Origin of the sequence: Enterobacter cloacae complex sp. IR5458, assembly GCF_049238025.1 — a bacterium.
Classification (GTDB): Bacteria; Pseudomonadota; Gammaproteobacteria; order Enterobacterales; family Enterobacteriaceae; genus Enterobacter; species Enterobacter kobei.
Genome location: NZ_JBMKIF010000002.1, coordinates 258,974 through 282,781, shown reverse-complemented (window position 1 = coordinate 282,781; position 23,808 = coordinate 258,974). Strand labels below are relative to the sequence as shown.

23 protein-coding genes and 3 pseudogenes are annotated in these 23,808 nt (G+C 53.7%); 16 read left to right on the top strand and 10 right to left on the bottom strand.

Annotated features, from left to right (window positions below):
• Positions 1-102: 102 nt before the first annotated feature.
• The 4 genes from ACOTYN_RS02840 to ACOTYN_RS02825 form a co-directional block, all read right to left on the bottom strand.
• Positions 103-1,470, bottom strand: coding sequence for an MFS transporter (locus ACOTYN_RS02840; RefSeq protein ID WP_014883677.1), 1,368 nt, complete (start codon positions 1,468-1,470; stop codon positions 103-105).
• A 70-nt stretch (positions 1,471-1,540) separates the two neighbouring features.
• Positions 1,541-2,563, bottom strand: a complete 1,023-nt coding sequence (locus ACOTYN_RS02835; protein ID WP_071922266.1) for a Zn-dependent oxidoreductase — start codon at positions 2,561-2,563, stop codon at positions 1,541-1,543.
• Positions 2,564-2,577: 14 nt separating this feature from the next.
• Positions 2,578-3,792: a starvation-sensing protein RspA gene (gene rspA, locus ACOTYN_RS02830; protein WP_071922267.1), complete on the bottom strand. Its 1,215-nt coding sequence runs from the start codon at positions 3,790-3,792 to the stop codon at positions 2,578-2,580.
• Between the two features lie 110 nt (positions 3,793-3,902).
• A complete protein-coding gene (locus tag ACOTYN_RS02825; RefSeq protein WP_023330304.1) occupies positions 3,903-4,229 on the bottom strand; it encodes a YnfA family protein in 327 nt (108 codons plus the stop codon).
• Positions 4,230-4,381: 152 nt separating this feature from the next.
• Between ACOTYN_RS02825 and ACOTYN_RS02820 the strand changes: the two genes are divergently transcribed.
• A complete protein-coding gene (locus ACOTYN_RS02820; RefSeq protein ID WP_008502414.1) occupies positions 4,382-4,720 on the top strand; it encodes a DUF1283 family protein in 339 nt (112 codons plus the stop codon).
• The gene (gene speG, locus ACOTYN_RS02815; RefSeq protein ID WP_014883673.1) at positions 4,720-5,280 is read left to right on the top strand and encodes a spermidine N1-acetyltransferase; all 561 of its coding nucleotides are present in this window, start codon (positions 4,720-4,722) and stop codon (positions 5,278-5,280) included. The genes ACOTYN_RS02820 and speG overlap by 1 nt, the downstream gene beginning before the upstream one ends.
• 100 nt (positions 5,281-5,380) lie before the next feature.
• Here the strand turns inward: speG and ACOTYN_RS02810 are convergent, their stop codons facing one another.
• Complete coding sequence (locus ACOTYN_RS02810; protein ID WP_047344084.1) at positions 5,381-6,091, bottom strand: YnfC family lipoprotein; 711 nt, start codon at positions 6,089-6,091, stop codon at positions 5,381-5,383.
• Positions 6,092-6,197: 106 nt separating this feature from the next.
• On the opposite strand from ACOTYN_RS02810, the gene ACOTYN_RS02805 reads away from it, so the two are divergent.
• The 6 genes and pseudogenes from ACOTYN_RS02805 to ACOTYN_RS02780 all read left to right on the top strand — a co-directional run bounded on the left by ACOTYN_RS02805 (position 6,198) and on the right by ACOTYN_RS02780 (position 11,699).
• Positions 6,198-6,491: a DUF1161 domain-containing protein gene (locus ACOTYN_RS02805; protein ID WP_023330302.1), complete on the top strand. Its 294-nt coding sequence runs from the start codon at positions 6,198-6,200 to the stop codon at positions 6,489-6,491.
• Positions 6,492-6,622: 131 nt separating this feature from the next.
• A pseudogene (locus ACOTYN_RS02800) lies at positions 6,623-7,642 on the top strand (molybdopterin-dependent oxidoreductase); the annotation flags it as partial.
• Positions 7,558-9,060, top strand: coding sequence for a DMSO/selenate family reductase complex A subunit (locus ACOTYN_RS02795; RefSeq protein WP_332956374.1), 1,503 nt, complete (start codon positions 7,558-7,560; stop codon positions 9,058-9,060). The pseudogene ACOTYN_RS02800 and the gene ACOTYN_RS02795, both read left to right, overlap by 85 nt.
• A 93-nt stretch (positions 9,061-9,153) precedes the next feature.
• Positions 9,154-9,768, top strand: a complete 615-nt coding sequence (gene dmsD, locus ACOTYN_RS02790; RefSeq protein ID WP_332956358.1) for a Tat proofreading chaperone DmsD — start codon at positions 9,154-9,156, stop codon at positions 9,766-9,768.
• 438 nt (positions 9,769-10,206) lie between these two features.
• Positions 10,207-11,325, top strand: a complete 1,119-nt coding sequence (gene asd / locus ACOTYN_RS02785) for an aspartate-semialdehyde dehydrogenase (RefSeq protein ID WP_071922269.1) — start codon at positions 10,207-10,209, stop codon at positions 11,323-11,325.
• A 149-nt stretch (positions 11,326-11,474) separates the two neighbouring features.
• Positions 11,475-11,699 (top strand): hypothetical protein, encoded by a 225-nt coding sequence (locus tag ACOTYN_RS02780; protein WP_014883667.1) that lies wholly within the window; start codon positions 11,475-11,477, stop codon positions 11,697-11,699.
• Positions 11,700-11,739: 40 nt separating this feature from the next.
• Here the strand turns inward: ACOTYN_RS02780 and ACOTYN_RS02775 are convergent.
• Positions 11,740-11,970, bottom strand: a pseudogene (locus tag ACOTYN_RS02775) (MipA/OmpV family protein); the annotation flags it as partial.
• A 56-nt stretch (positions 11,971-12,026) separates the two neighbouring features.
• Between ACOTYN_RS02775 and ACOTYN_RS02770 the strand changes: the two are divergent.
• Positions 12,027-12,248: pseudogene (locus ACOTYN_RS02770) on the top strand (sensor histidine kinase); the annotation flags it as partial.
• 189 nt (positions 12,249-12,437) lie between these two features.
• Positions 12,438-12,917, top strand: a complete 480-nt coding sequence (locus tag ACOTYN_RS02765) for an RrF2 family transcriptional regulator (RefSeq protein ID WP_023330297.1) — start codon at positions 12,438-12,440, stop codon at positions 12,915-12,917.
• Between the two features lie 66 nt (positions 12,918-12,983).
• Here ACOTYN_RS02765 and oqxB read toward each other — a convergent pair whose 3' ends face one another.
• Positions 12,984-16,136, bottom strand: a complete 3,153-nt coding sequence (gene oqxB, locus ACOTYN_RS02760) for a multidrug efflux RND transporter permease subunit OqxB (protein WP_071922270.1) — start codon at positions 16,134-16,136, stop codon at positions 12,984-12,986.
• A gap of 24 nt (positions 16,137-16,160) precedes the next feature.
• Positions 16,161-17,336 carry an efflux RND transporter periplasmic adaptor subunit gene (locus ACOTYN_RS02755; RefSeq protein WP_332956353.1) on the bottom strand — a complete coding sequence of 392 codons (1,176 nt, stop codon included), beginning with the start codon at positions 17,334-17,336 and terminating at the stop codon, positions 16,161-16,163.
• A 336-nt stretch (positions 17,337-17,672) separates the two neighbouring features.
• Here ACOTYN_RS02755 and ACOTYN_RS02750 point away from each other — a divergent pair, with 336 nt between their 5' ends.
• Positions 17,673-18,026: a helix-turn-helix domain-containing protein gene (locus ACOTYN_RS02750; protein WP_047344090.1), complete on the top strand. Its 354-nt coding sequence runs from the start codon at positions 17,673-17,675 to the stop codon at positions 18,024-18,026.
• Between the two features lie 69 nt (positions 18,027-18,095).
• Entirely contained in the window at positions 18,096-18,410 is a 315-nt protein-coding gene (locus ACOTYN_RS02745) for a YebG family protein (protein ID WP_014883646.1), read from the top strand.
• Between the two features lie 11 nt (positions 18,411-18,421).
• Here the strand turns inward: ACOTYN_RS02745 and catA are convergent, their stop codons facing one another.
• Together catA and ACOTYN_RS02735 are read right to left on the bottom strand one after the other, a co-directional pair.
• Positions 18,422-19,096 carry a type A chloramphenicol O-acetyltransferase gene (gene catA / locus ACOTYN_RS02740; RefSeq protein ID WP_032637899.1) on the bottom strand — a complete coding sequence of 225 codons (675 nt, stop codon included), beginning with the start codon at positions 19,094-19,096 and terminating at the stop codon, positions 18,422-18,424.
• A gap of 112 nt (positions 19,097-19,208) precedes the next feature.
• On the bottom strand, positions 19,209-20,093 hold the full coding sequence (locus tag ACOTYN_RS02735) for a LysR family transcriptional regulator (protein WP_047344091.1): 885 nt from the start codon (positions 20,091-20,093) through the stop codon (positions 19,209-19,211).
• Positions 20,094-20,207: 114 nt separating this feature from the next.
• Here ACOTYN_RS02735 and ACOTYN_RS02730 point away from each other — a divergent pair, with 114 nt between their 5' ends.
• The 4 genes from ACOTYN_RS02730 to hxsD all read left to right on the top strand — a co-directional run bounded on the left by ACOTYN_RS02730 (position 20,208) and on the right by hxsD (position 23,629).
• Positions 20,208-21,335, top strand: a complete 1,128-nt coding sequence (locus ACOTYN_RS02730; RefSeq protein ID WP_332956348.1) for an alpha/beta hydrolase — start codon at positions 20,208-20,210, stop codon at positions 21,333-21,335.
• Between the two features lie 50 nt (positions 21,336-21,385).
• A complete protein-coding gene (locus ACOTYN_RS02725; RefSeq protein WP_332956346.1) occupies positions 21,386-22,567 on the top strand; it encodes an MFS transporter in 1,182 nt (393 codons plus the stop codon).
• A gap of 324 nt (positions 22,568-22,891) precedes the next feature.
• Positions 22,892-23,206 (top strand): hypothetical protein, encoded by a 315-nt coding sequence (locus tag ACOTYN_RS02720; RefSeq protein WP_063434173.1) that lies wholly within the window; start codon positions 22,892-22,894, stop codon positions 23,204-23,206.
• Positions 23,207-23,251: 45 nt separating this feature from the next.
• A complete protein-coding gene (hxsD, locus tag ACOTYN_RS02715; protein WP_045269511.1) occupies positions 23,252-23,629 on the top strand; it encodes a His-Xaa-Ser system protein HxsD in 378 nt (125 codons plus the stop codon).
• Positions 23,630-23,808 lie beyond the last annotated feature (179 nt).

Sequence of the window (23,808 nt, the reverse complement as noted above, 5' to 3'; positions counted from 1 at the left end):
ATACTGATACTGCCATTTGAGATTTTGATTTATATTAACTTTTGTTCAGGTGGTGTGACACAAAGACAAAGTTGTGTGACAAGTCACGCAGGCTGTGTACCATTACCGCCGTGACGATACCGTGCCGTAGGCCACAGGCTCTTTTGGCGTGGCCTCCGCAGCATCTTCCGCTGCGCTCAAATCACGATCCCGCACTTCGGGCATCAGGCAGGCCGAGACCAGACCAATCACAGAGTAAGCCACCAGCATGGCCACAATCGGCCACCAGGAACCGGTCATGTTACAGAAGATCCCCGCCAGCACCGGACCAAACCCCACTGCCACCAGACCGCCCGCCTCTTTGGAGATAGCCATCCGGGTAAAGCGATTTCGCGAGCCAAACATCTCCGCCATGGTGATATTTTCCAGCGCAAACAGCCCCAGTACCGCGAAATTATGGATAACGATGATGGAGAGCATAATGGTTCCCGGCGCATAGCTTTTATCGACGATGATCGACAGCATCGGGTACGCCAGAATAATGGCGGAAATATTAAGGATAATGTACGGCAGACGGCGTCCCACTTTATCGGACAGCCAGCCCAGCAGCGGGATAGAGATAAACCCAAGAATGGAGCTTATCATCAGCGCGTCGGTGGGAATGGCTTTATCGAACAGCAACGTCTGGACCAGATAACCGGCCAGAAACGTCTGAATCAGACCCGAATTGCCCGCCTGACCGAAACGCAGACCGGTCGCCAGCCAGAAAGATTTACTTTTCACCATGGCACCTAACGATGTGTCCGGCTGCGCGGTTTGAGCATCGTTCACTTTCTCAAAGACCGGGCTTTCCTTGAGGTTCATACGCAGCCAGATGGCAAAGATCATCACCACGACGCTGGCGAGGAACGGCACGCGCCAGCCCCAGGCGAGCAGCTGTTCGCGGTCGAGGGCAAAGAACATAACGGCCCAGATAGCGGTCGCGCTCAGCGTCCCGCAGTTAGTCCCCATCGCCACCAGCGAGGAGATGATGCCGCGTTTACCTTTCGGTGCGTACTCCGCCAGCATGGTCCCGGCCCCGGAGATCTCTGCCCCTGCCCCGAGTCCCTGAATGATGCGCAGCGTCACCAGCAGTACGGGCGCGAAAATCCCGATCTGTGCATAGGTGGGCAGCACGCCAATCAGCGTGGTGCAGATCCCCATCATGGTGATGGTGATAAACAGTACCTTTTTACGGCCAATGCTGTCGCCCATGCGACCAAAAATAAAGGCGCCGACGATACGCGCGATATAGCCTGCGCCGTAGGTTCCCATCGCCAGGATCAGTGCCATCGCAGCGGACTGTTCCGGGAAGAAGATTTCATGAAATACCAGGGCGGCCCCCAGCGAGTAGAGCTGGAAATCCATGAACTCCAGCGCGGTGCCCAGCCAGCCTGAAACGGCGGCTTTCACCAGATCGGAGGTGGTTCTTTGAGGTTGTGCTTGCGTCATAATGGCTATCTCTGAAAGGTAAGATGCGTACCACATAGAGCCCGTCTTCGCGGGCTCTTCACCGCGTGAATTATACTGGGTTGAACGTGAGCAGGACCTTGCAGCACTGCCTCTGGTCTTTCTCAAACACTTCAATGGCGTCTGTTACATGGTGATAGTCAAAGGTATGGGTGATCAGTTTTTCCGGGTCGATCAGTCCTTTTGTCAGCCAGTCGATGACGACCGGGAATTTATTGGCGTTCAGGCGCGAGGAGAAAATCGCCAGCTCTTTGCCGGTGATGCCCTGCTGAACAATCTGGCTCGGTTCGCTGGAGAAGCCCATCAGCACGATGCGCGCCGCCGGCGAGGCCAGGGTTATCGCTTCCTGTAAAATGGACGGATGACAGGCGGCATCGATGATTAACGTCGGTTTGATGCCTTTTTCGTCCAGCGCGGCCTGCAACGACTGCTCGCCGTTATTAAAGACCCAGTCCGCGCCGCTGCGCTGGGCCATTGCCAGGCGTTCGTCTATGCGGTCAACCACAATCACCTGTTTCACCTTATAGACGCCCTTCAGCGCCTGCACGGTTACCAGCCCCATCGGGCCTGCGCCGTAGATCAGCGCCACGTCCTGTTCACCAGGGTTGGCCTGCCCCGTCACGTTGGCGGCAATGGTAAATGGCTCAACCATGACGGCGTGTTTATCCGGGATCGCATCCGGGATGCGCCAAGCATTTTTTGCGGGTACCGTTGTATATTCGCTGAAACCGCCGTCGCGGTGAACGCCCAGCACCACCAGCGAGGTGCAGACGTTTGGTTTTCCGACGGAGCACGGGTAGCAGTGTCCGCAGCTAATCACCGGGTCAACCGACACGCGTTCTCCTGACCGGGACGGATCCACGCCCTCGCCAACGGCATCGATCACGCCAAAAAACTCGTGGCCAATCACGCGCGGATACTTCGCAAACGGGTTATGGCCGCGGTAGATGTGGCTGTCCGAACCGCAGATCCCGGCGAGTGTGATTTTGACGCGCACTTCGCCTGCGCCTGGCTGCGGGCGTGGACGCGCTTCAATGACCAGCTGGTTCGGCTGTTGAATGACTATGCTTTTCATCGTTCGCTCCTCGTTTACCAGTTCCACAGCGTACCGTCTTCAAGACGTGCCACCGGCAGGTACGCCGGATCGTACGGGTATTTCGCCGCCAGCTTCTCGTCAAACTCAATGCCCAGCCCTGGCTTGTCACCCGGGTGCATATAGCCGTTATCAAAGCGCCAGCTGTGCGGGAAGACGTCGAGCATTTGTTCGGAATAGCCCATATATTCCTGCACGCCAAAGTTCGGTACCCACAGGTCAAAATGCAGCGCGGCGGCATGACACACCGGCGACAGATCCGACGGGCCGTGCGAACCGGTACGTACCTGGTAGAGCGACGCAAAGTCAGCGATGCGACGCATGCCGGTGATGCCGCCCGCATGCGTGATTGTGGTGCGGATATAGTCGATAAGCTGCTCTTCGATAAGCTGCTTGCAGTCCCAGATGCTGTTAAACACCTCGCCCACCGCAATGGGCGTGACGGTGTGCTGGCGAATAAGACGGAAGCAGGCCTGGTTTTCGGCAGGCGTGGGATCTTCCATCCAGAACATGCGGAAGTCTTCGATGCTCTTACCGAAGCGCGCCGCCTCAATGGGCGTCAGACGGTGGTGCATATCGTGCAGGAGGTGTTCATTGAAGCCAAATTTACTGCGCACCGCGTCGAACAGTTTGGGTGTGAAATCGAGGTATTTCTCGGTCGACCAGAGCTGCTCTTCCGGCCAGTCGCCTTTGGTGGCAGGCTCGTAGGCCAGCCCTTTTCCTTTCGACATGCCGTAGGTGGTTTTCATACCCGGCACACCGCACTGCACGCGGATCGCCTTGAAGCCCATCTCTTTATGACGCGCGTAATCTTCCAGCACGTCGTCAATGGTGTGACCGGTCGTGTGGCAGTAGACCATCACGCCTTCACGGGAGGCGCCGCCCAGCAGCTGGTAGAGCGGCATATTGGCCGCTTTGGCTTTGATGTCCCAGAGCGCCATATCAACGGCGGAGATGGCCGACATGGTGACCGGTCCGCGACGCCAGTAGGCGCCTTTATAGAAGAATTGCCAGATATCTTCGATACGGTGCGCGTCGCGGCCAATTAACTGCGGGCAAAGGTGATCCTTCAGGTACGAAGCGACGGAGATCTCGCGTCCGTTCAGCGTAGCGTCACCGAGGCCGACAATCCCGTCATCGGTGGTGATTTTAAGGGTGACAAAGTTCCGCCCCGGGCAGGTAACAAATACGTCAGCCGCGACAATCTTCATAGTTCCTTTCCTTACATCGTTCGTTGTGATGCCGGAAATTTACTCAATTGCAATACTACCATACAAGTATAATGATCATGAAATCAGCGAGCGATCACAAAACCGGGGGCTCAGGCCCGCCCCCATCCCGCCACGATAATTAGCATCCCGCACAGAGCAATTAGCGCGCCGGCCCAGTCATAGGCGCTAAGCCTGACGCCGTCCACCACGCGTAACCACAGCAGCGCGGTACAGACATATACACCGCCGTAGGCCGCGTAGACGCGCCCACTTGCCGCCGGATGCAGCGTTAACAGCCAGACAAAAAGAGCAAGCGCGACGCCCGCCGGGATCAGCAATAATGCGCTACCTCCCTTCTTCAGCCAGAGCCAGGGCAGGAAGCAACCGATGATTTCGCAGAGCGCAGTGGCAAAAAAAAGCAGCGTGGTTTTGAGCATATTTCACTTCAGGTGAGGATTTATTTAAACATCATACCCGATGATGGCGTTAACTTTTCCATACCTGCGCTGCGGGTATGCCGTCTTTTCTCTTTGGTGTAGAATCTGTAAGGGGTTACTTGATTATCTGCACCCATTTAAAAGGAAACGCTATGACAACATTAAGCAAACGCCTTTGTCTGACAGCCCTGCTGGCGCTGTCATCGTTCGCTTTTGCCGCCTCTGCGACAGCCGAAACCAGCAAACTCATTATTGAGTCTGGTGACAGCGCGCAAAGCCGCCAGAACGCCGCCATGGACAAAGAACAATGGAATGACACCCGTAGCCTTCGTCAGAAGGTCAACAAACGTGCTGAAAAAGAGTGGGATAAAGAAGATGTCGCTTTTGACGCACGCGATAAGTGTCAGCAAAGTGCAAACGTCAATGCCTACTGGGAGCCTAACACCCTGCGCTGCCTGGACCGCCGCACTGGCCGTACGGTAGCCCCATAATGTCGGCTTCGTGTGACGTTAAGCTCCGTCCGCTGGAGCGTGAAGACCTGCGCTTTGTCCATCAGCTCGACAACAACGCCAGCGTGATGCGCTACTGGTTCGAAGAGCCTTACGAGGCCTTTGTCGAGCTGTCGGATCTGTACGACAAACACATTCACGATCAAAGTGAACGTCGTTTTGTGGTGGAGTGTGGCGGCGAAAAAGCCGGGCTGGTGGAGCTGGTTGAAATCAACCACGTTCACCGTCGGGCAGAGTTCCAGATCATCATTTCGCCTGAGCACCAGGGGAAAGGCCTGGCCTCACGCGCGGCGAAGCTGGCGATGGATTACGGATTCAACGTTCTGAATCTTTACAAGCTGTACCTGATTGTGGACAAAGAGAACGAGAAAGCGATCCATATCTACCGCAAGCTGGGCTTTATGGTGGAAGGCGAGCTGATTCACGAGTTCTTTATCAACGGTGAATACCGCAATACCATCCGCATGTGCATCTTCCAGCATCAGCACCTGGCCGGGCATAAACCCTCAGGCGCCAGCCTGCTGAAACCAACCGCGCAGTGAGTTTGATGACAACCCCTGTCATTAACAATTGCGCCGTCTTTCTTGCCGGGTGGCGCTGCGCTTACCCGGCCTACATTGTGCAATAATATCAATACATTGCTCAGTAGTATTCAATCGTGTTTTTGATGGTGTACTTGCGCTCAACGGCGGGCTTGACGCTGTCATCGGTGATGATCAGATCGCAGCTCACCGGATTGTTGTGTCGATCGTAGTCGCAGCTCTGCTTCACGTTACCCAGCGGCTTGTCGTTTAACAAACTCACGGCCGAGTAATCCATCCTTTTGCGTACGTCTTTAGACGGTGTCGACTGGACAGACAGATGCTGATCCCCGGAGACGGTGGTTTTGCCCAACGGGTAACCATCGGCATCATAGCGGTATTTCACTTCCATCTCTTTGCCGTGCGCCGCCACCACGAAACCGTTATCGTCGGTATCCCACGTCACCCCGGCTGACGGCAGTTCGGCCAGCTGGCATTTCCCCTGCAACTTCACTTTGCGCTGCTGGGTTTCGGCATCAATGTAGTAATTCGCATCCAGCACCAGCGCCACGCCGGTGTTGGCCTCCAGGTCGTGAAGTTCCAGTGTATCGAAACACCCTTCTGTCGACACGGTGCCCGTCACCCGTTTAGACACTTCGCCCTTCTCGTTGAACAGCGTCTGGGTAAAGTCTTTAACCGGGCCGCGCAGGGGGTCAAAATCAAATTCGTTCGAGAAACTCGCCATCTCCGGCGTAAACGACAGCGGTGTGGAGTTGTTGTCACACCCCACGAGAGTGGCTGCCAGGAGCGTTATCGCTGCATATTTCTTCACATTGATTACCGTACAGAGAGATTATTCCCAATCATATTAGCAAATACAGTTGTTTACACGAAGCCTGCTAAAATTAATGTCTACACACAGAGAAAAGGAGCGACAGATGAAACGGTTACCCTGGATTACCGCCCTGCTGTTAATGAGTGCTTCAACGGCCGCACTGGCGGCACCCGATTCCTGCGAGCGCGTGAAAAGCGATATTCAGCAGAAGATCATCAACAACGGCGTGCCCGAGTCAGGGTTCACGCTGAACATTGTGCCGAACGATCAGGCCGATCAGCCGGACGCACAGGTGGTAGGCCATTGTGCCAACGACACCTTTAAAATTCTGTACACCCGCACCGGGAGCGGAGCGGCGTCCGCCAGTCAGGATAATGCGCCAACTGAACCGCAGTAATTTCCCCTCAATCCCCTTTGATTTGATAAGGATTAATATTTACTACCCCTAAATCAGTAACACTCACCCCACCATTAGCCCGGTTATCATTTCGGGAAAAATAATACGCAATTACATTGGTGGGGTGAGCCATGTCCGATATCGAACATCACGGCGGGATTAGCCGTCGAACACTCGTGAAATCTACGGCGATAGGATCGCTGGCGTTCGCCGCCGGTAGCGTCTCATTGCCTTTTGGCGTGAAACGCGTTGCCGCCGCAGTGCAAAGCGCCACGAAACCTGCTGACGATAAAGTCGTCTGGGGCGCCTGCTCGGTTAACTGTGGCAGCCGCTGCGCATTGCGTCTGCACGTCCGCGACGATGAGGTGTACTGGGTCGAAACGGATAACACCGGCGAGGATATCTACGGCAATCACCAGGTTCGCGCCTGCCTGCGCGGACGTTCTATTCGCCGTCGCATCAACCACCCTGACCGTCTGAACTACCCGATGAAGCGCGTGGGCAAGCGCGGTGAAGGCAAGTTCGAGCGTATCAGTTGGGATGAAGCGCTCAACACCATCACCGCCAGCCTGAAAGACGTGGTCGCCAGATACGGCAATGAAGCGGTGTACATCAACTACTCCTCCGGGATTGTCGGCGGCAATATCACCCGCTCCTCCCCTTACGCGTCGCTGGTGGCGCGCCTGATGAACTGCTACGGCGGTTTCCTGAGCCACTACGGCACCTACAGCACGGCGCAAATCGCCTGCGCAATGCCTTACACCTACGGCAGCAATGACGGTAACAGCACCTCGGATATCGAAAACACCAAACTGGTGGTGATGTTCGGCAACAACCCGGCGGAAACGCGCATGAGCGGGGGCGGGATTACCTATTATCTTGAGCAGGCTCGCGAGCGGTCCAACGCGCGTATGATTGTCATCGATCCGCGCTATACCGACACGGCAGCCGGACGTGAAGATGAATGGATCCCAATTCGTCCAGGGACCGATGCCGCGCTGGTGGCCGGTCTGGCATGGGTAATGATTAACGAAAATCTGGTCGACCAGCCTTTCCTCGACAAGTACTGCGTCGGCTACGACGAAAAAAGCTGCCGGAAGGCGCGCCGGCTAACGCGCACTACAAAGCGTATATTCTCGGCCAGGGCGATGACGGAACGGCGAAAACCCCGGAGTGGGCCTCGCGCATTACGGGCATACCGGCCGATCGTATCGTTAAGCTTGCCCGGGAGATCGGTTCTGCGAAGCCAGCCTATATCTGCCAGGGCTGGGGTCCACAGCGTCAGGCGAACGGCGAATTGACGTCCCGCGCCATCGCGATGCTGCCGATCCTGACCGGCAACGTAGGGATCAACGGCGGTAACAGCGGCGCGCGTGAGTCGACGTACACCATCACCATCGAACGGATGCCGCTGCCGGAAAACCCGGTCAAAACGCAGATCTCCTGCTTTAGCTGGACGGACGCCATCGCCCGCGGACCGGAAATGACTGCCCTGCGCGACGGGGTGCGCGGTAAAGATAAACTGGATGTGCCGATTAAGTTCATCTGGAACTACGCGGGTAACACCATCATCAACCAGCACTCCGATATCAATAAAACCCACGATATCCTGCAGGATGAAAGCAAGTGCGAAATGATTGTCGTCATCGATAATTTCATGACGTCGTCAGCGAAGTATGCCGATATTGTGTTGCCGGATTTAATGACCGTCGAGCAGGAAGATATTATTCCTAACGATTACGCCGGGAACATGGGCTACCTGATTTTCCTCCAGCCCGTCACCGCACCGAAGTTTGAACGCAAGCCCATCTACTGGATCATGAGTGAAGTGGCGAAACGTCTTGGGCCGGATATCCATCAGAAATTCACCGAAGGACGGACGCAAGCGCAATGGCTGCAGTATCTGTATGCCAAAATGCTCGAAAAAGACCCTCAACTGCCGTCCTATGATGAGCTGAAGAAAATGGGCATTTATAAGCGCAAAGATCCGAACGGACACTTTGTGGCGTATAAAAAGTTCCGCGAAAACCCGGAAGCCAATCCGCTGAAAACGCCATCGGGTAAGATTGAAATTTACTCGAGTAAGCTGGCTGAAATTGCAGCGACCTGGGAACTGGCAAAAGACGAAACCATCAGCCCTCTTCCCGTCTATGCCTCAACATTTGACGGTTGGGATGCCCCCGCGCGCGCGCAGTATCCTCTGCAGCTGTTTGGCTTCCATTTCAAAGCCCGTACCCACTCTAGCTACGGTAACGTTGACGTGCTGAAAGCGGCCTGCCGCCAGGAGGTCTGGCTTAATCCTCTCGATGCCGAAAAACGCGGCATTAAGAACGGCGATACGGTGCGCGTGTTTAACGATCGCGGTGAGGTGAGAATTGAAGCGAAAGTCACGCCTCGCATCATGCCCGGCGTGAGTGCCATGGGCCAGGGCGCCTGGCATGACGCCAATATGAATGGCGATCGTATCGACCACGGCTCCTGCATCAACACCCTGACGACCCATCGCCCGTCTCCGCTGGCCAAGGGCAACCCGCAGCACACCAACCTGGTACAGATTGAGAAGGTATAAGGGGTGAAACGGATGGCCGTGGTTTATTCTATGGTGTGTATTACTGATTAACACAGTCGCGCGGGCGTGCCCCGCGCAAGCAAGGAAGGTTTAATGAAAGACGTCTTACAGCGTGAATCGTTCGCGTTCAGCGCCCGGGTGCTGAGCGCGCTGTTTTATTTCGCTCCTGACAGCGAGCAGACTGCGCCCCTGGTACAGGCCCTTACCGCTGGCAAATGGGTTCAGGACTGGCCCCTGTCTCCGGAAACGCTGCAGCCCGTTGCCGATACCTTTGCCACGTCTTCCGATGAGCCGCTGACGGACGCCTGGCAACGGTTGTTTATTGGCCCTTATGCCCTGCCCGCTCCGCCGTGGGGTTCCGTCTGGCTGGATCGCGAATCCGTGCTGTTTGGTGACTCAACCCTTGCGCTGCGCCAGTGGATGCGTGAAAACGGCATCGCTTTTGAGATGCAGCAGAACGAACCGGAAGATCATTTCGGTACCCTGCTGCTGCTGGCGGCGTGGCTGATTGAGAATGGCCGCGATTCGGAGTGCGACCAGCTCCTGGCGTGGCACCTGCTGCCGTGGAGTACCCGCTTCCTGTCGGTATTTGTCGACAATGCGGGTCATCCGTTTTACACCGCGCTGGGCAGGCTTGCGCAGCTGACGCTGGCGGACTGGCGATCCGCGCTGGTTATCCCTGTTGCGGAAAAGACGCTGTATCGCTAAGGGATGTGATGAGGTGTTGAGATTGTCCGCTTGCGGTCTTGCTTGTGCCGGAAGCGGATTTTAAAAAAAAGATAACAGATAAACCTCTTCATCCAGGCAGGCGAATTCCTCATTTTTATTTCCTCAACCTTAACCATTCAGAGCCCTTCTTAGCCCTTAATGAAAGCGACGTAATATGTGTGGCTCGTATGTCCGCAATTGCTCTAAATGCTTAACGCTCATTACTTATGTATGACGCGCCAGCCCATGATTATTTATTTAATACCCGGTGAATGTGAATTTTTTGTCTGGTTTAGCTATAAAAATCACTGATGCCGTATGAAACATTTTAATAATGATTAAATCTGATGCCATACGTAATGACCTTCAACTTTAGATGCGATATAACGTCCTCCGAACACAAGTTAACAATATCATAACATTACAAAGGTTAAGCAAATGAAGCAGGTTGGCATCGTCGGTTGGCGAGGAATGGTAGGTTCTGTTTTGTTACAGCGAATGGTCGAAGAGAACGACTTCGACGGTATTTCTGTGCATTTTTACAGTACTTCAAGTGCAGGTGCCGCCGGTCCTGTCATTGGTGGCGTCGGCTATACGCTAAAAGATGCTAATTCAATCAACGCCCTGTCCGAAATGGATATCATTATAACCTGTCAGGGCGGTGATTATACTAAAGCAATATATCCTGATTTGATTGATCATGGCTGGAAAGGCTACTGGATTGATGCGGCCTCAGCGTTACGGATGGATGAGAAAGCCTGTATTATTCTCGACCCCGTCAATCGTTCTAATATTGATCGTGCAATCAAAGAAGGAATTAAACTTTTTGTTGGTGGCAACTGCTCCATCACCCTGAGTCTTATGGGGCTTGCTGGACTGATAAAGGCTGACTTAATCGAATGGATGAGCGTAATGACGTATCAGTCTGCATCAGGTGCAGGGGCTAAATATGTTAGAGAATTAATCGCTCAAAGCGCATATATCAGTCAGCATTTATCCTCAGATGAACTCATGTCATCAGGATCGGTGCTTCCTTTAGTCAATAAAGTCAGTGAGCTTATTAACAGTGCTGACATGCCCATCCAGAATTTCGGCGTACCTCTTATGGGCAGCATCATTCCATGGATTGATAGCGATTTAGGCGATGGGAATAGCCGCGAAGAGTGGAAAGGTGAGGCAGAAACGAACAAGATTCTTGGGCTTTCTCCAGGTACAATCCCGGTAAACGGTTTGTGTATTCGTGTCGGCGTGATCCGGTGCCATAGTGCTGCCATCACCCTGAAGCTCAAGCGTGAAGTCAGCGAAAAAGAATTCGCAAGCTTAGTAACGCATTCCCACCCCTGGGTTAACTACGTACCCAATAACAAGGATGAAAGTGTCAGTCGATTGACCCCAGCTTACATCAGCGGTTCGCTACAGGTTGGCGTTGGCCGTTACAAAAAAATGTCCCTGAATAATGCCCCTATTTACTCGGTTCTGACGGTGGGCGATCAGCTATTATGGGGGGCGGCAGAACCGTTGCGCCGGATGTTGAATATTTTGCTTGGCAAAATATAAGTCGAATTTTACGAGTAAAACATCTCGTGACGGAATCACTGCAAATCCACCAGAGCGAAAACGAATATTACCCCTACATTTAGTGGTTGCTATGTGAAGGTAGTTCATCCATCCTGCTTGTAACCGCGGGCAGGACGGAGTCACATTTTGTGGGTAATCCAATCCTTGAGAAAACCATCGTCATCTTTCTTCTCATCTTGTGGATAATCAGTGCATTCAGGGCCAGGAAAAGAAAATGTTCTGACCCCGCTATTGAAGCAGCTGATGCCAGAGAACGCCATGAATGGCGCTATTTCAGATGGGGGTTCCGGACGATACAAGTGGCAGCGACAATATATATCTTTGTTCAGCTGTTTCAGGTATTAATGAGATAAGATACGTCACTTTCAAACTCCCCGTGGGCGACGTTTTTCGTTACACAATCGGGTTATCGCCTGCCTCTCCCGTCAACTGCGTTACGCCCGCTGCGGCAAGCACGCTCCAGCGGGCGGTGAGCTTGTGGTTCCAGTCAAGATCCATCGACCAGGCGTAAATCCCTGCGCCGGCGTCATGTCGGGCAAACCCCGATGCCGCCGACTGGGCATCGCTCACGCCGTAATACGTTTGCATATACTTGCTGGAGCCCCAACTGCCTGTCGGCGCCAGCGCTCCGCATTTTACGCACACCTGACGCTCTCTCCCCCTTAAAAGCCGTACCGCAGCACAGTGAGGCACGCATTGACGCCGCGAAGGAGTCCGTGCCGCTAACGTCGCTCATACCGGAGCGAATGGCCGAGCTGGAACCGTTAGCCTCAGCGCGCAGAATTGAACTGGAATTCTTCGCTGAGGAGAACATCCGGATTATCGGCGTCAGGCAAAGTTTGATATCGCTGATAGACAATCTCATTGAAAATGCCGTGAAGTACAGCCCTGAGGGCGTCCGCAGAAGGTGGCCTCCTGGTGACGGTTGCCTTCCCGAACCGCACGTTTAGCTAAACCAGAACAGGGTGTTTGATCGCAAATGCCGCAGATTGCTTCAAAAAAATTACCCTATTTGTTATATTGTTGTTTATTGCTTATTCACCTCTGCGGTGCCAAAAAGAACAAGATTCACCGCGACCCAGGACAGAGAAATGTTAGATTACCGCTTCCCGACAGCTTTGCAGATGGTCCTCAGCGTAGCGATGGCGGAGCAATTAGGTAAACGTTCGACGAGTGGCGTTCTGGCCTACGGCCTGGAAGCCAACCCGAGCTTTATCCGCAAATTGATGGTTCCCCTTACGCGTGACGGAATTATCGTTTCCACGCTTGGCCGCAACGGCTCCATTCATCTTGGGCGCCCGCCGGAAGAGATCACCCTGCGTGACATCTACCTTTCGGTCACTGAAGATAAAAAGCTGTGGGCGTCGCGTCCTGACGTACCGGCTCGCTGTGTGGTCAGCGCTAACGCCTGCTGGTACTTTAAATCGGTATCCGAAGAAGCTGAGCAGGCTTCGCTGGCGGTATTAGCCCGACACACCGTGGCAAGCGCGCTGGAAGAGGTCAAAAAAGCCGATAGCAGCGGCTGCGATCCGGTACCTGAGCTTATGGCCCAGTATAAAGAAACGTTTTAACGGTTGATCTGATGTGAAAAAAAAGCGCCTTACTGTGAAGGCGCTTTTTTGTTTTCTGCAACATCCCTATGCAGGCAGAACGTCCCTTTCCTCTTTACCGCGCGTAACGAATTTACGCAGCGTCACGTAAAACACCGGTGTCAGGAACAGACCAAACAACGTGACGCCCAGCATCCCGGAGAAGACCGTAATCCCGGTGACACCGCGCACTTCTGCGCCTGCGCCGTGGCCAAGGATCAGCGGAATGGTTCCGGCGATGAAGGCAATGGAGGTCATCACAATCGGGCGTAAACGCAGGCGGCAGGCCTCCAGCGCGGCTTCCATGATACCTTTGCCCTGAATTTCCAGCTCGCGGGCAAACTCCACGATAAGAATCGCGTTTTTACACGCCAGCCCCATCAGTACCACCAGTCCTACCTGCACGAACACATTGTTATCGCCACCGGTCAGCCAGACGCCAAACAGCGCGGACAACATTGTCATCGGCACGATAAGGATCACCGCCAGCGGCAGCGTCCAGCTTTCATACAGTGCCGCCAGCACCAGGAAGGCCAGCAGCACCGCGACCGGGAAGACGATCAGCGCCGTATTACCTTGTGTCGCCTGCTGGAAGCTCAGATCCGTCCATTCAATATTCATTCCGTTCGGCAATATCTGCTTAGACATACCTTCCAGCTGCGTCATCGCCTGGGCGGACGAGAGTACGCGCGGGTCGGCATCGCCAATCAGGTCAGCCGCCGGGTAGCCATTGTAGCGGATCACCGGATCCGGCCCGTAGGTGGTGCTGATCTTAACCATACTGCCAATCGGCACCATTTCACCCTGGTTATTACGGGTACGTAAGTTCGCAATATCCTCCACGCTCTCGCGGTACGGTCCGTCGGCCTGCGCCATTACACGCCAGGTACGCCCGAACTGGTTGAAGTCGTTCACATAAGACGAGCCCAGATAGGTTTGCAGCGTACCGAACAGATCGGTCAGCGACACGCCCTGCGCTTTCGCCTTGTCACGGTCAACCTGCACGTCCAGCTGTGGAACGTTGGCCTGGTAGGTCGAGATCGGGAAATGCATCCCCGGCGTCTGCATAATCGCACCGGACATGGTATTCACCGCGTTCTGCAATGCGCCATAGCCAAGACCGGCACGATCCTGAATGTACAGGGAATAACCCGACCCCTGCCCCAGCCCCAAAATCGGCGGCGGCAGAATGGAGAAGCCAAAGCCCTGCTGGATTTGCGCAATTTTCGCATTGATTTCAGCGTTAATTTCCGCAGCACTGTGTTTACGCTTGTCGAACGGCTTCAGGCCAAAGAAGACCGTTCCGGTGTTCGGCGTATTGGTGAACTGCAGCGCATTCAGCCCCGGGAAAGCAACCGCATAGTCCACGCCTTCGGTATTCATCCCGATTTCGCTCATTTTGCGGATCACCGCATCAGTACGCGCCAGCGACGAGCCTTCGGGCATTTTCACGCCACCAATCAGGTACAGCTTATCCTGTGTCGGAATAAAGCCACCGGGAACCGCTTTAAACATGACGCCTGCGGCACACAGCAGCAGCAGATACACCACAAACACCGCGCCACGTCGGCCGAGCGTTTTACCCACCAGCCCCTGATAGCCAGTCGAGCTACGATGGAAAAAGCGGTTAAACGGTCGGAAAATCCAGCCGAACAGACGATCGATAAGCCGGGTCGGGAAATCTTTCGGTGCGCCGTGCGGTTTTAACAGCAGAGCAGCCAACGCTGGCGAGAGCGTCAGCGAGTTGATGGCGGAGATCACCGTCGAAATGGCAATCGTCACCGCAAACTGTTTGTAGAACTGGCCGGTGACGCCGGAAAGGAACGCCATTGGCACAAACACCGCGCACAATACCAGCGCAATCGCGATAATCGGCCCGGACACTTCACGCATCGCCTGATGCGCCGCCGCAAGCGGAGCAAGCCCCTCTTCGATATTTCGCTCGACGTTTTCCACCACCACGATGGCATCATCCACCACGATACCGATAGCCAATACCAGCCCGAACAAACTCAGGGTATTAAGCGAAAAGCCCAGCAGGTAGAGAACGCTGAACGTCCCCACGACCGAAACCGGCACCGCGATCAGCGGAATGATCGACGCACGCCAGGTTTGCAGGAAGAGGATCACTACCAGTACGACCAGCACTACCGCTTCCAGCAGCGTTTGCACCACCGCACGGATGGAATCGCGCACGAATACCGTCGGATCGTAAGGTGCCGCCCACTTCATATCTTCCGGGAAACGGGTGGACAGTTCCGCCATTTTAGCGCGCACCGCGTTAGACAGATCGATGGCGTTTGCGCCAGGAGACTGGAAGATACCGATCCCGACCGCGTCTTTATTGTTAAGCTGCGAACGCAACGCATAGCTGCCCGATCCCATTTCAATACGCGCCACGTCGCGCAGGCGTACCAGCGACCCGTCCTGAGACGTTTTGAGAATGATATTGCCAAACTCTTCTTCGGTATGCAGACGCCCCTGGGCGTTAATGGAGATCAGGAAATCGCTCTCCTTCGGCAGCGGCTCGGCGCCCAGCTGCCCGGCCGACACCTGCACGTTTTGCTCCTGCATCGCCGTGACGACATCCGAGGCGGTCAGCCCGCGCGCCGCTACTTTATTGGGATCCAGCCAGACGCGCATCGCGTATTCGCCTGAGCCAAAAATCTGGATCTGGCCGACACCGGGCAGACGCGCCAGTTCGTCCTTCACTTTCAGCGTGGCGTAGTTGCGCATATACAGAGAGTCGTATTTACCGCCAGGCGAAAACAGATGCACCACCAGGGTCAGCGTAGGAGACTGTTTCTGCGTCGTGATGCCCAGACGGCGCACATCCTCCGGCAGACGCGCCTCGGCCTGCGCCACGCGGTTTTGTACCTGAACCTGCGCCTGATCCGGGTCGGTTCCAGGACGGAAAGTGACGGTCGTCACCAGCACGCCATCAGAACCCGCGACGGATTTCATGTACATCATGTTCTCAACGCCGTTGATCGCCTCTTCCAGCGGCGTTGCCACGGTCTCAGCAATCACTTTCGGGTTGGCGCCCGGGTACTCCGCGCGCACCTGTACGCTTGGCGGTACGACATCAGGGTATTCGCTCACCGGCAACAGCGGGATGGCGATTAATCCTGTGATAAAAATCAGAATCGACAGGACGGCAGCGAAAATCGGCCTGTCGATAAAAAAGCGGGAAAAGTCCATGGGTAGGATTCTCAGGTCAGATGATCAGTTGAGGGCGGCGCTGGCGGTCATGGCGACGGTTTTCGCGTTAACCGGCATACCCGGCATAAACACTTTTTGTAAACCATCGACGATGACTTTATCGCCGGGTTTCAGCCCCTGCTGCACGATGCGTAAGCCGTCCGCCAGGCGCCCTGGCGTAATATCGCGTCGCTGTGCTTTGCCCTCTTTATCCACGATATAAACATATTTGCGATCCTGATCGGTCAGCACCGCTTTGTCGTCAATAAGCGTGGCCTGGAATTCAGCGCTGCCCGGCAGGCGAACGCGAGCGAAGAGACCCGGCGTGAACTGACGCTGCGCGTTATCCAGCAGCGCGCGCATACGGATCGTACCGGTACTCGGCGCCAGCTGATTATCCAGGAAATCCACTTTGCCCTGATGGGGATACCCTTCCTCACCCGCCAGGCCAATTTCAACCGGTAGTGCAGTGTGATTGCTGGACGCCCCCTGCCCGCTGCGGGCGAGGTTTTGATAGTGGAGGTAGGTTGACTCATCCACGTCAAAGTAGACGTACACCGTCTTCTGCGAGACCAGCGTTGTCAGCACGCTGGCGCTGTCGCCCGCCGTGACCAGATTACCGCTGGTGATCAACGCGCGGCTGGCGCGGCCATCAATCGGTGCCGTTACTTTCGTGAAATCGAGGTTAAGCTGCGCGGCGTCTACCGCAGCCTGCGCGGCGCGAATATCGGCCTGCGCCTGAATGGCGGCCGCACGGCGCTGCTCCCACTCTTCACGGGATACCAGGTTGGTATTGATGAGTTTATCGGTACGGTTAGCCTCGCTTCGGGCCAGGCTGGCCTGCGTTTTGGCTCTCTCCAGCGTCGCCTGCGCCTGCTCCAGCGCGGCACGATAGGTTCTGTCATCAATCGTGAACAGCACCTCACCCTTTTTCACCTCCTGGCCGTCGGTGAAATTCACTTTGTCGATATAGCCAGAGACGCGGGGGCGAAGCTGAACGCTCTCCACGGCTTCGATCCGGCCGTTAAAGCTATCCCACTGACTAATGGATTTCACAACCACATCAGCAGCATTGACGGCGGGCGCAGGTGGTGCAGCATTTTGCGCGGCGCTGTTATCACATCCGATAAGCAACAGGGAGAGCAATATCGCTCCCAGCGCATGCAGAGGTTCGTTTCCCCAGGTTTTTTGCAGGCTCATTATTTTTATTCCGGTAATTGTAGCCGCCGGGCAAGACGCGGCAGGAGGCACCGCGCCACTTCCTTTGTCCGGGCTGGCTTAAGGCCATTTGTGTCGTTCATCGCCACAAAACTGTAACAGTTGCGAATACACTATTCGCGGCGATTGTAGGAAGGCGCTTAACTAAGTGCAAGAATAATTGTTGCACTTTATGTGCTATTCGATCGGATGTTAAAAAGGCCCGTTTCAGGTAAGGATTTAAATGCAACAATAAAACTTGCAATTACTGCAAAAACGCGCCACCTTTAAATGCAACAGATAAAGATACCATTTAACAGGCTGCGTGGAGGTAACTCGATGAACACGGGCGCATTTATGCATGATTTACTCGACTGGATTGACAACAACCTTGATAGCCGTCTGGATATTGAGTCCGTCGCCAGGCGCTCCGGCTATTCGAAATGGCACCTTCAGCGCCTGTTTAAAGAACATACGGGCTACCCTCTCGCCGGGTACATTCGCGCGCAAAAGCTGCAAAAATCCGTTGAGCGCTTAACCCACAGCGACGAACCGATTCTGAACGTGGCGATCGCGTTGGGTTTTGACTCTCAGCAATCCTTCAACCGCAGTTTTAAACGGCAATATGGTCAGGCTCCAGGCGCATGGCGGCGCAGTGTGGCCTCCCGTGAAACCCAGCAGGCGCACACGTAACGCACATTTTGCTGCAACTTTTTCCGGCCCCTGTTATACTGTACATAACTACAGTATGAGAGGTGCGTGATGGCTGTTGAAACAAAATATGTTGTCGTAAGAAAAGGTGAAGAGAAAATGACATTTGCCAGTAAGAAAGAGGCTGACGCTCACGACAAACTGCTTGATATGGCAGAGGCGTTTACCGACTGGCTTTTGCAAAGCGGAATGCAGATGGATGAAACGCAGGCTGAAGATCTTGGCCTGTATCTCGCCGAGCAGAAAGATGCCGTGCAGCATATTTTGCGAACCAGTAAGCTCCCGGCTCTTGATACCCCTGCTGACGATAAAACCGAGTCAGGTGCAGCTGACAGTAAAAAAATCAGGGCGGTTAAAGCGGCCTGATGGCCACATCATCATTCCTGTTGCCCGGTCTGCTGTGGTAACGCATCGCAGACCTCTTGTAACTCATTAAAAAACCTTGCCACATGGAAACCATCGCAGACAGAATGATGTACCTGAACGGCGAGAGGTAATAATACCCTGCCCTCTTGCTCGTAATATTTTCCAAGCGTAAACATAGGGGCAAAAAAGTTTTTCATATTAGCCACGCTAACGCTGAAGCTCGTAAAACTTACCCACGGAATGCCGGATATAAAAAAGATATTTTCCCTGGATTCTTCTTTTGGCCAATACGCAAGTTTATCGCCATAGCGAGCCATGTCTTCAGAATAGGTTTTCTGAAAGTGCTGTATATCGCCATCGTAATGACTCCATAATGATGAAAAGGTCTCTGTTTCATTATGGAAAATCGTATAATTTGGATGAATTTCATTCCATATGACAAGCTCATTGTCCTTCATGGCCATACGGAATTCTGGGTGACGGTTAACGACTTTAGCAACGAGAAAAATAATCGTCGGATAAAACTTCCAGCCAACGTTTTTAATATGGCTTAGCAGCACGGTAATATCGACCAACACCGTCTGGTTAAACGTCGATTGAGCAAACCCCTGAAATACCTCAAAATGCTCCTTTCTTGCCCAACGGGATAAATCAACAGCCGTATATTCCGGGATTATTTTTTCCATTTTTAAGCCTTTGTTGAGCAAGCAGATCTTGACGTTAGCCTAAGTTTTTTTCCTGACTTAAGCAAGCAGGGGCCTGCAGTTCACATGTCGAAGAAAAACACGTTCACAGAAATTACATTTTCAGCGTATCAATAACGGCCCTCAAAGCCGGCGATACGTTGCGGTGCGGATAATAAAGATATAGCCCGTCCATGCGCAGGCTATAGCGCTGCAATACCCGGATAAGCGTTCCTTTTTCAAGATCATCAGCCACCAGCTCAAGCGGAACATAAGCCAGCCCAAGCCCAAGTCGTGCGGCTTCGGCCTCCATATAGCTGTCTGACAATGCCCACTGCCCCTCTGGCCGATGGGTGATTTTTTTCCCGTCCTCGACCAGTTCCCACTGATAATCACTCCCGTCAGCAAACTGATAGGCAATGCAGGGATGCGCCACTAAATCAGCTGGCGTCTGGGGAAAGCCGTAACGCCTGAAGTGCGCCGGTGTAGCCACTATGGCCATTTCCATATCGGGCGTGATACGCACCGCAATCATTCCCTGACTGACCTCAGCTCCCAGCCTGACACCCGCATCAAACCGCTCGGTGATGATGTCGACGAAGCGGCTTTCATTTATGAGTTCCAGCCTGATATCCGGGTAACGCTGTTTAAAAATGGCGAGCTTTGGCAGCAGGCATTTGTCGATGGCGTGCTGACTGGCGTTAATGCGCACCGTGCCGGACGGTGTCTGACGATAATGTGCGAGGGTCGCCAGACCCGAATCAAGTGCATCGAACGCGGATTCGGCTGTCTGATAGAGCTGCTCCCCGGCGTGGGTTAACGACAGCTTACGCGTGGTGCGAACGAGAAGCTGGACGCCCAACCGCTCCTCCAGCTCGCGCACCGAGCGGCTCACCCCGGATTGCGCCAGCCCAAGCCGCTGCGCAGCCGCGGTGAAACTTCCCTCCCGCACCACCTGCATAAACAGATACAGCTCATTGTAGTTTTCTCGCTTCGCCATTACGCCCCGCAATTCATAACAATTTGATATTAATTCTAGCAGATTATGGCCTCTAATCAGCACTCATTCTGCTAACTATAATGGCCGCAACACAACACCGCAGGGTATCGATACATGAAAACATTCACCCAAAAACTGTCTGTTGCGATGCTGCTATGCGCATCATTAAGTGGAGTGACAACCATGAGTTATGCAGAAGCCACCAATCCTAACGCCCCCGTCTCGATGGTTACAGCCTGGGACAAAACCTTTGCCAAAAGTGACCGGGTTGATCACCGTAAGGTCTCCTTCCAGAACCGTTACGGTATTACCCTGGTAGGCGATCTCTATCTTCCTAAAAACCGTGGCGACCGTAAGCTGGCAGCGATTGCCGTCAGCGGGCCATTTGGCGCGGTCAAAGAGCAGTCCAGCGGTCTCTACGCGCAGACCCTGGCGGAAAAAGGGTTTGTAACCCTGGCGTTCGACCCTTCCTGGACGGGCGAAAGTGGCGGTCAGCCGCGCAACGTCGCGTCACCGGACGTCAACACCGAAGACTTTAGCGCCGCGGTTGATTTCCTGGGCGTGCAGAAAGAGGTCGACCGTAAGCGCATTGGCATCCTTGGGATCTGCGGCTGGGGCGGTATGGCGCTGAATGCGGCATCCATGGATACGCGCATCAAAGCTGTCGCCACCAGCGTAATGTATGACATGAGCCGGGCGATGGGTCACGGCGTAGGCGACGGCAAAGATCGTTATTCTTCGGCAGATCGCCATGCTGTGCTGCAGTACCTGAATGAACAGCGCTGGAAGGATGCCGGGAACGGCACCTTTGCACAGGGCGGCCATGACATTTATGTTGACGAGAACGGCAAAGTGACCGCATCAGAACGTATTTTGCCAGAAGCCTTGCCCGCCAACCCGAATCCGGTGCTGAAAGAGTTTTATGACTACTACCGCATGCCGCGTGGCTTCCACGCGCGTTCCGTCAACTCAACCGGCGCATGGACGGCAACCATGCCGCTCTCGTTCATGAACATGCCGCTGCTGAACTATGCCGGAGAGATCGCTATCCCGACGCTTATCGTGACCGGCGAAAAGGCGCACTCCCGTTATTTCGCCGAAGATGCGTTTAAAGCGGTCGGCAGCAAGCAGAAAGAACTGGTGATTGTCCCGGGCGCAAACCATGTCGATCTCTACGACAATGCTGCCGGGAAGATCCCATTCGCACAGTTTGAACAATTCTTTAAAAACAGCCTGAAATAAACCTCCCTGCTGCCCGTTTCGACGGGCGGCTCTCTTCGCGAAATCAGACGATGTCCACATTAAACCACACCACTTCACAGCATGAGGAACATGCGTACTGGGGAGGCATTTTTGCCATGACCCTTTGCGTATTCGTCCTGATTGCCTCGGAATTTATGCCCGTGAGCCTGCTCACCCCGCTTGCCGCAGATTTAGGCGTGACGGAGGGGCTTGCAGGCCAGGGCATTGCTATCTCCGGCGCGCTGGCGGTACTGACCAGCCTCTGCCTCTCCCGGCTTGCCGGGAATATGAATCGTAAACACCTTCTGCTGGGCATGACGATACTGATGGCGCTCTCGGGGCTCATTATTGCCTTCGCCACGAACTATCAGACGTATATGACCGGTCGCGCACTGATCGGTATCGCCATCGGCGGGTTCTGGTCCATGTCGGCGGCAACGGCTATTCGCCTGGTTCCCCATCATCAGGTCACGCGCGCGCTGGCTATTTTCAACGGTGGTAACGCGCTGGCAACGGTCGTGGCCGCCCCGCTAGGCAGCTACCTGGGGGCAACCATTGGCTGGCGCGGTGCCTTCCTTTGTCTGGTGCCCGTGGCAATCGCGGCATTCCTGTGGCAGTACGTTAGCCTGCCAAATATGAGCGGGCGTAAAAACAGTGCGTCAGGTGAAGGCGTCTTTCGGCTATTTCGCCAGCCTGTCGTATCCATCGGTCTGATAGCCTGCAGCCTGTTCTTTATGGGACAGTTTGCGCTATTTACCTATGTGCGCCCATTTCTCGAGACCGTCACGCACGTCAGCGCCTCCGGGCTATCGCTGATTTTGCTCGCCATCGGCATTGCCGGATTTGTTGGCACCCTTCTCGTTACTCTGGTTCTGAACGCGGCGTTTTACCTGACGTTAATAGCGATTCCACTGCTGATGGCCGCCATCGCTGGCGCGTTGATTTTGACCGGGCATAACGTGTGGATTGTTGCCCTGCTGTCAGGCTTTTGGGGAATGCTGGCGACGGCAGCACCGACGGGCTGGTGGACGTGGGTCGCCCGAACGCTACCGGAGGATGCCGAAGCGGGTGGAGGGTTAATGGTCGCGGTGATCCAACTCGCCATTGCACTGGGTTCAACGGCGGGCGGTATGGTGTTTGATCGCCTCGGCTGGCAGAGCACGTTTGCCCTGAGCGGCATAGTGCTGCTTTGTGCGGCTGCGTTGACGTTTATCACATCGCGTTATAAATGAGCGATACGATGTTTTGACCGAGAATTGAGCGATAAAATTTTTAATGTATATATTAGCCTTCCGTTAATTGGATGTTCCATCTCTGGCTAAAATTAACATTATCGATAGCAGGCTATTCATATAAAAAATGAATTAATTTCACTAAGTGCATAATTAATGCTTACATGTTCCCTTTCAATTTCCAATTTGAAATCAATCTATTTACTCGCTGCATGATTAAAATCAAATAACAAACATAAATATTATCCCGAACGAATATCACAGTGTCTTATCATATTCACGATAACAATCCTGTTATCTCTCGTTCTATGATAAGGATTACAGATGAAAGCATTGCCAAAAGTCGTAAAAGGCTCTGTCAACGAACTTTCAGGTAAAAATATCGTACCTGTCGTTGCGGGTATTGTTGCTGGGGTGATAGCGGGTGCGAGCGCCCCAGCGTTCGCCAGCAATAGTACACCAATGATTGCACCAACGCACTCCAAGGTTGCCGCCAGCAACAGCGTACAGCAACCTGGTACGTCTGTTTTACTGGCTAAACCTTCTCTGGAAGGACAAGCATTCGCGGCGCATTACAGCCACTCAAGTCATGCAAGCCATTCCAGCCACTATTCCTGCACGCCTGGTTCAACGTGCTAACACTCAAGGCCAGCTGCAGGCTGGCCATTCCGGAAGGAGATGCTCATGGATAACCTCAAACATGGAAAGAATGAATTAGGGGAATATTTTTTGTTGCCCCTAAACAAAAAACTCTATAGCCGTGAAGCTATAATGAAAACATGCTACTCGTTTACCGATGATTTCTTCATTCATGCCGTCAAATCAGAAAATGAAGATGTTGGTATCTATATCTACCAAAAAAACGACAGCGTTAATGATATGAATACCGTAGCAAAGCGCTTTTTACATTTACTTCATGAAAATCAGATGCGTCAAATCATTCATGATGAAACTTCAGCCTTACATGAAGAGATCGTCAGGAAAGCATTCTCCCCGGCCGCCGTGTTTGTTGAAAAACGGGTACAGGCTGACACTCAAGATATTTTAAAATCGGTAGTATAAGACGATGATAATCAAGCTTGACCCACATTTTTATACTCAGGGCGCTATAGAGAATATAGCCCAACAATTCAATGATTATTTGAGTGTAGAGTTTACCATTAAAGAGGCGTTCTGTCTGAGGATAAGTATCAATAAAAAATATCTCTCAGATGCACCTCTCATTATGAATACCTTCCTGA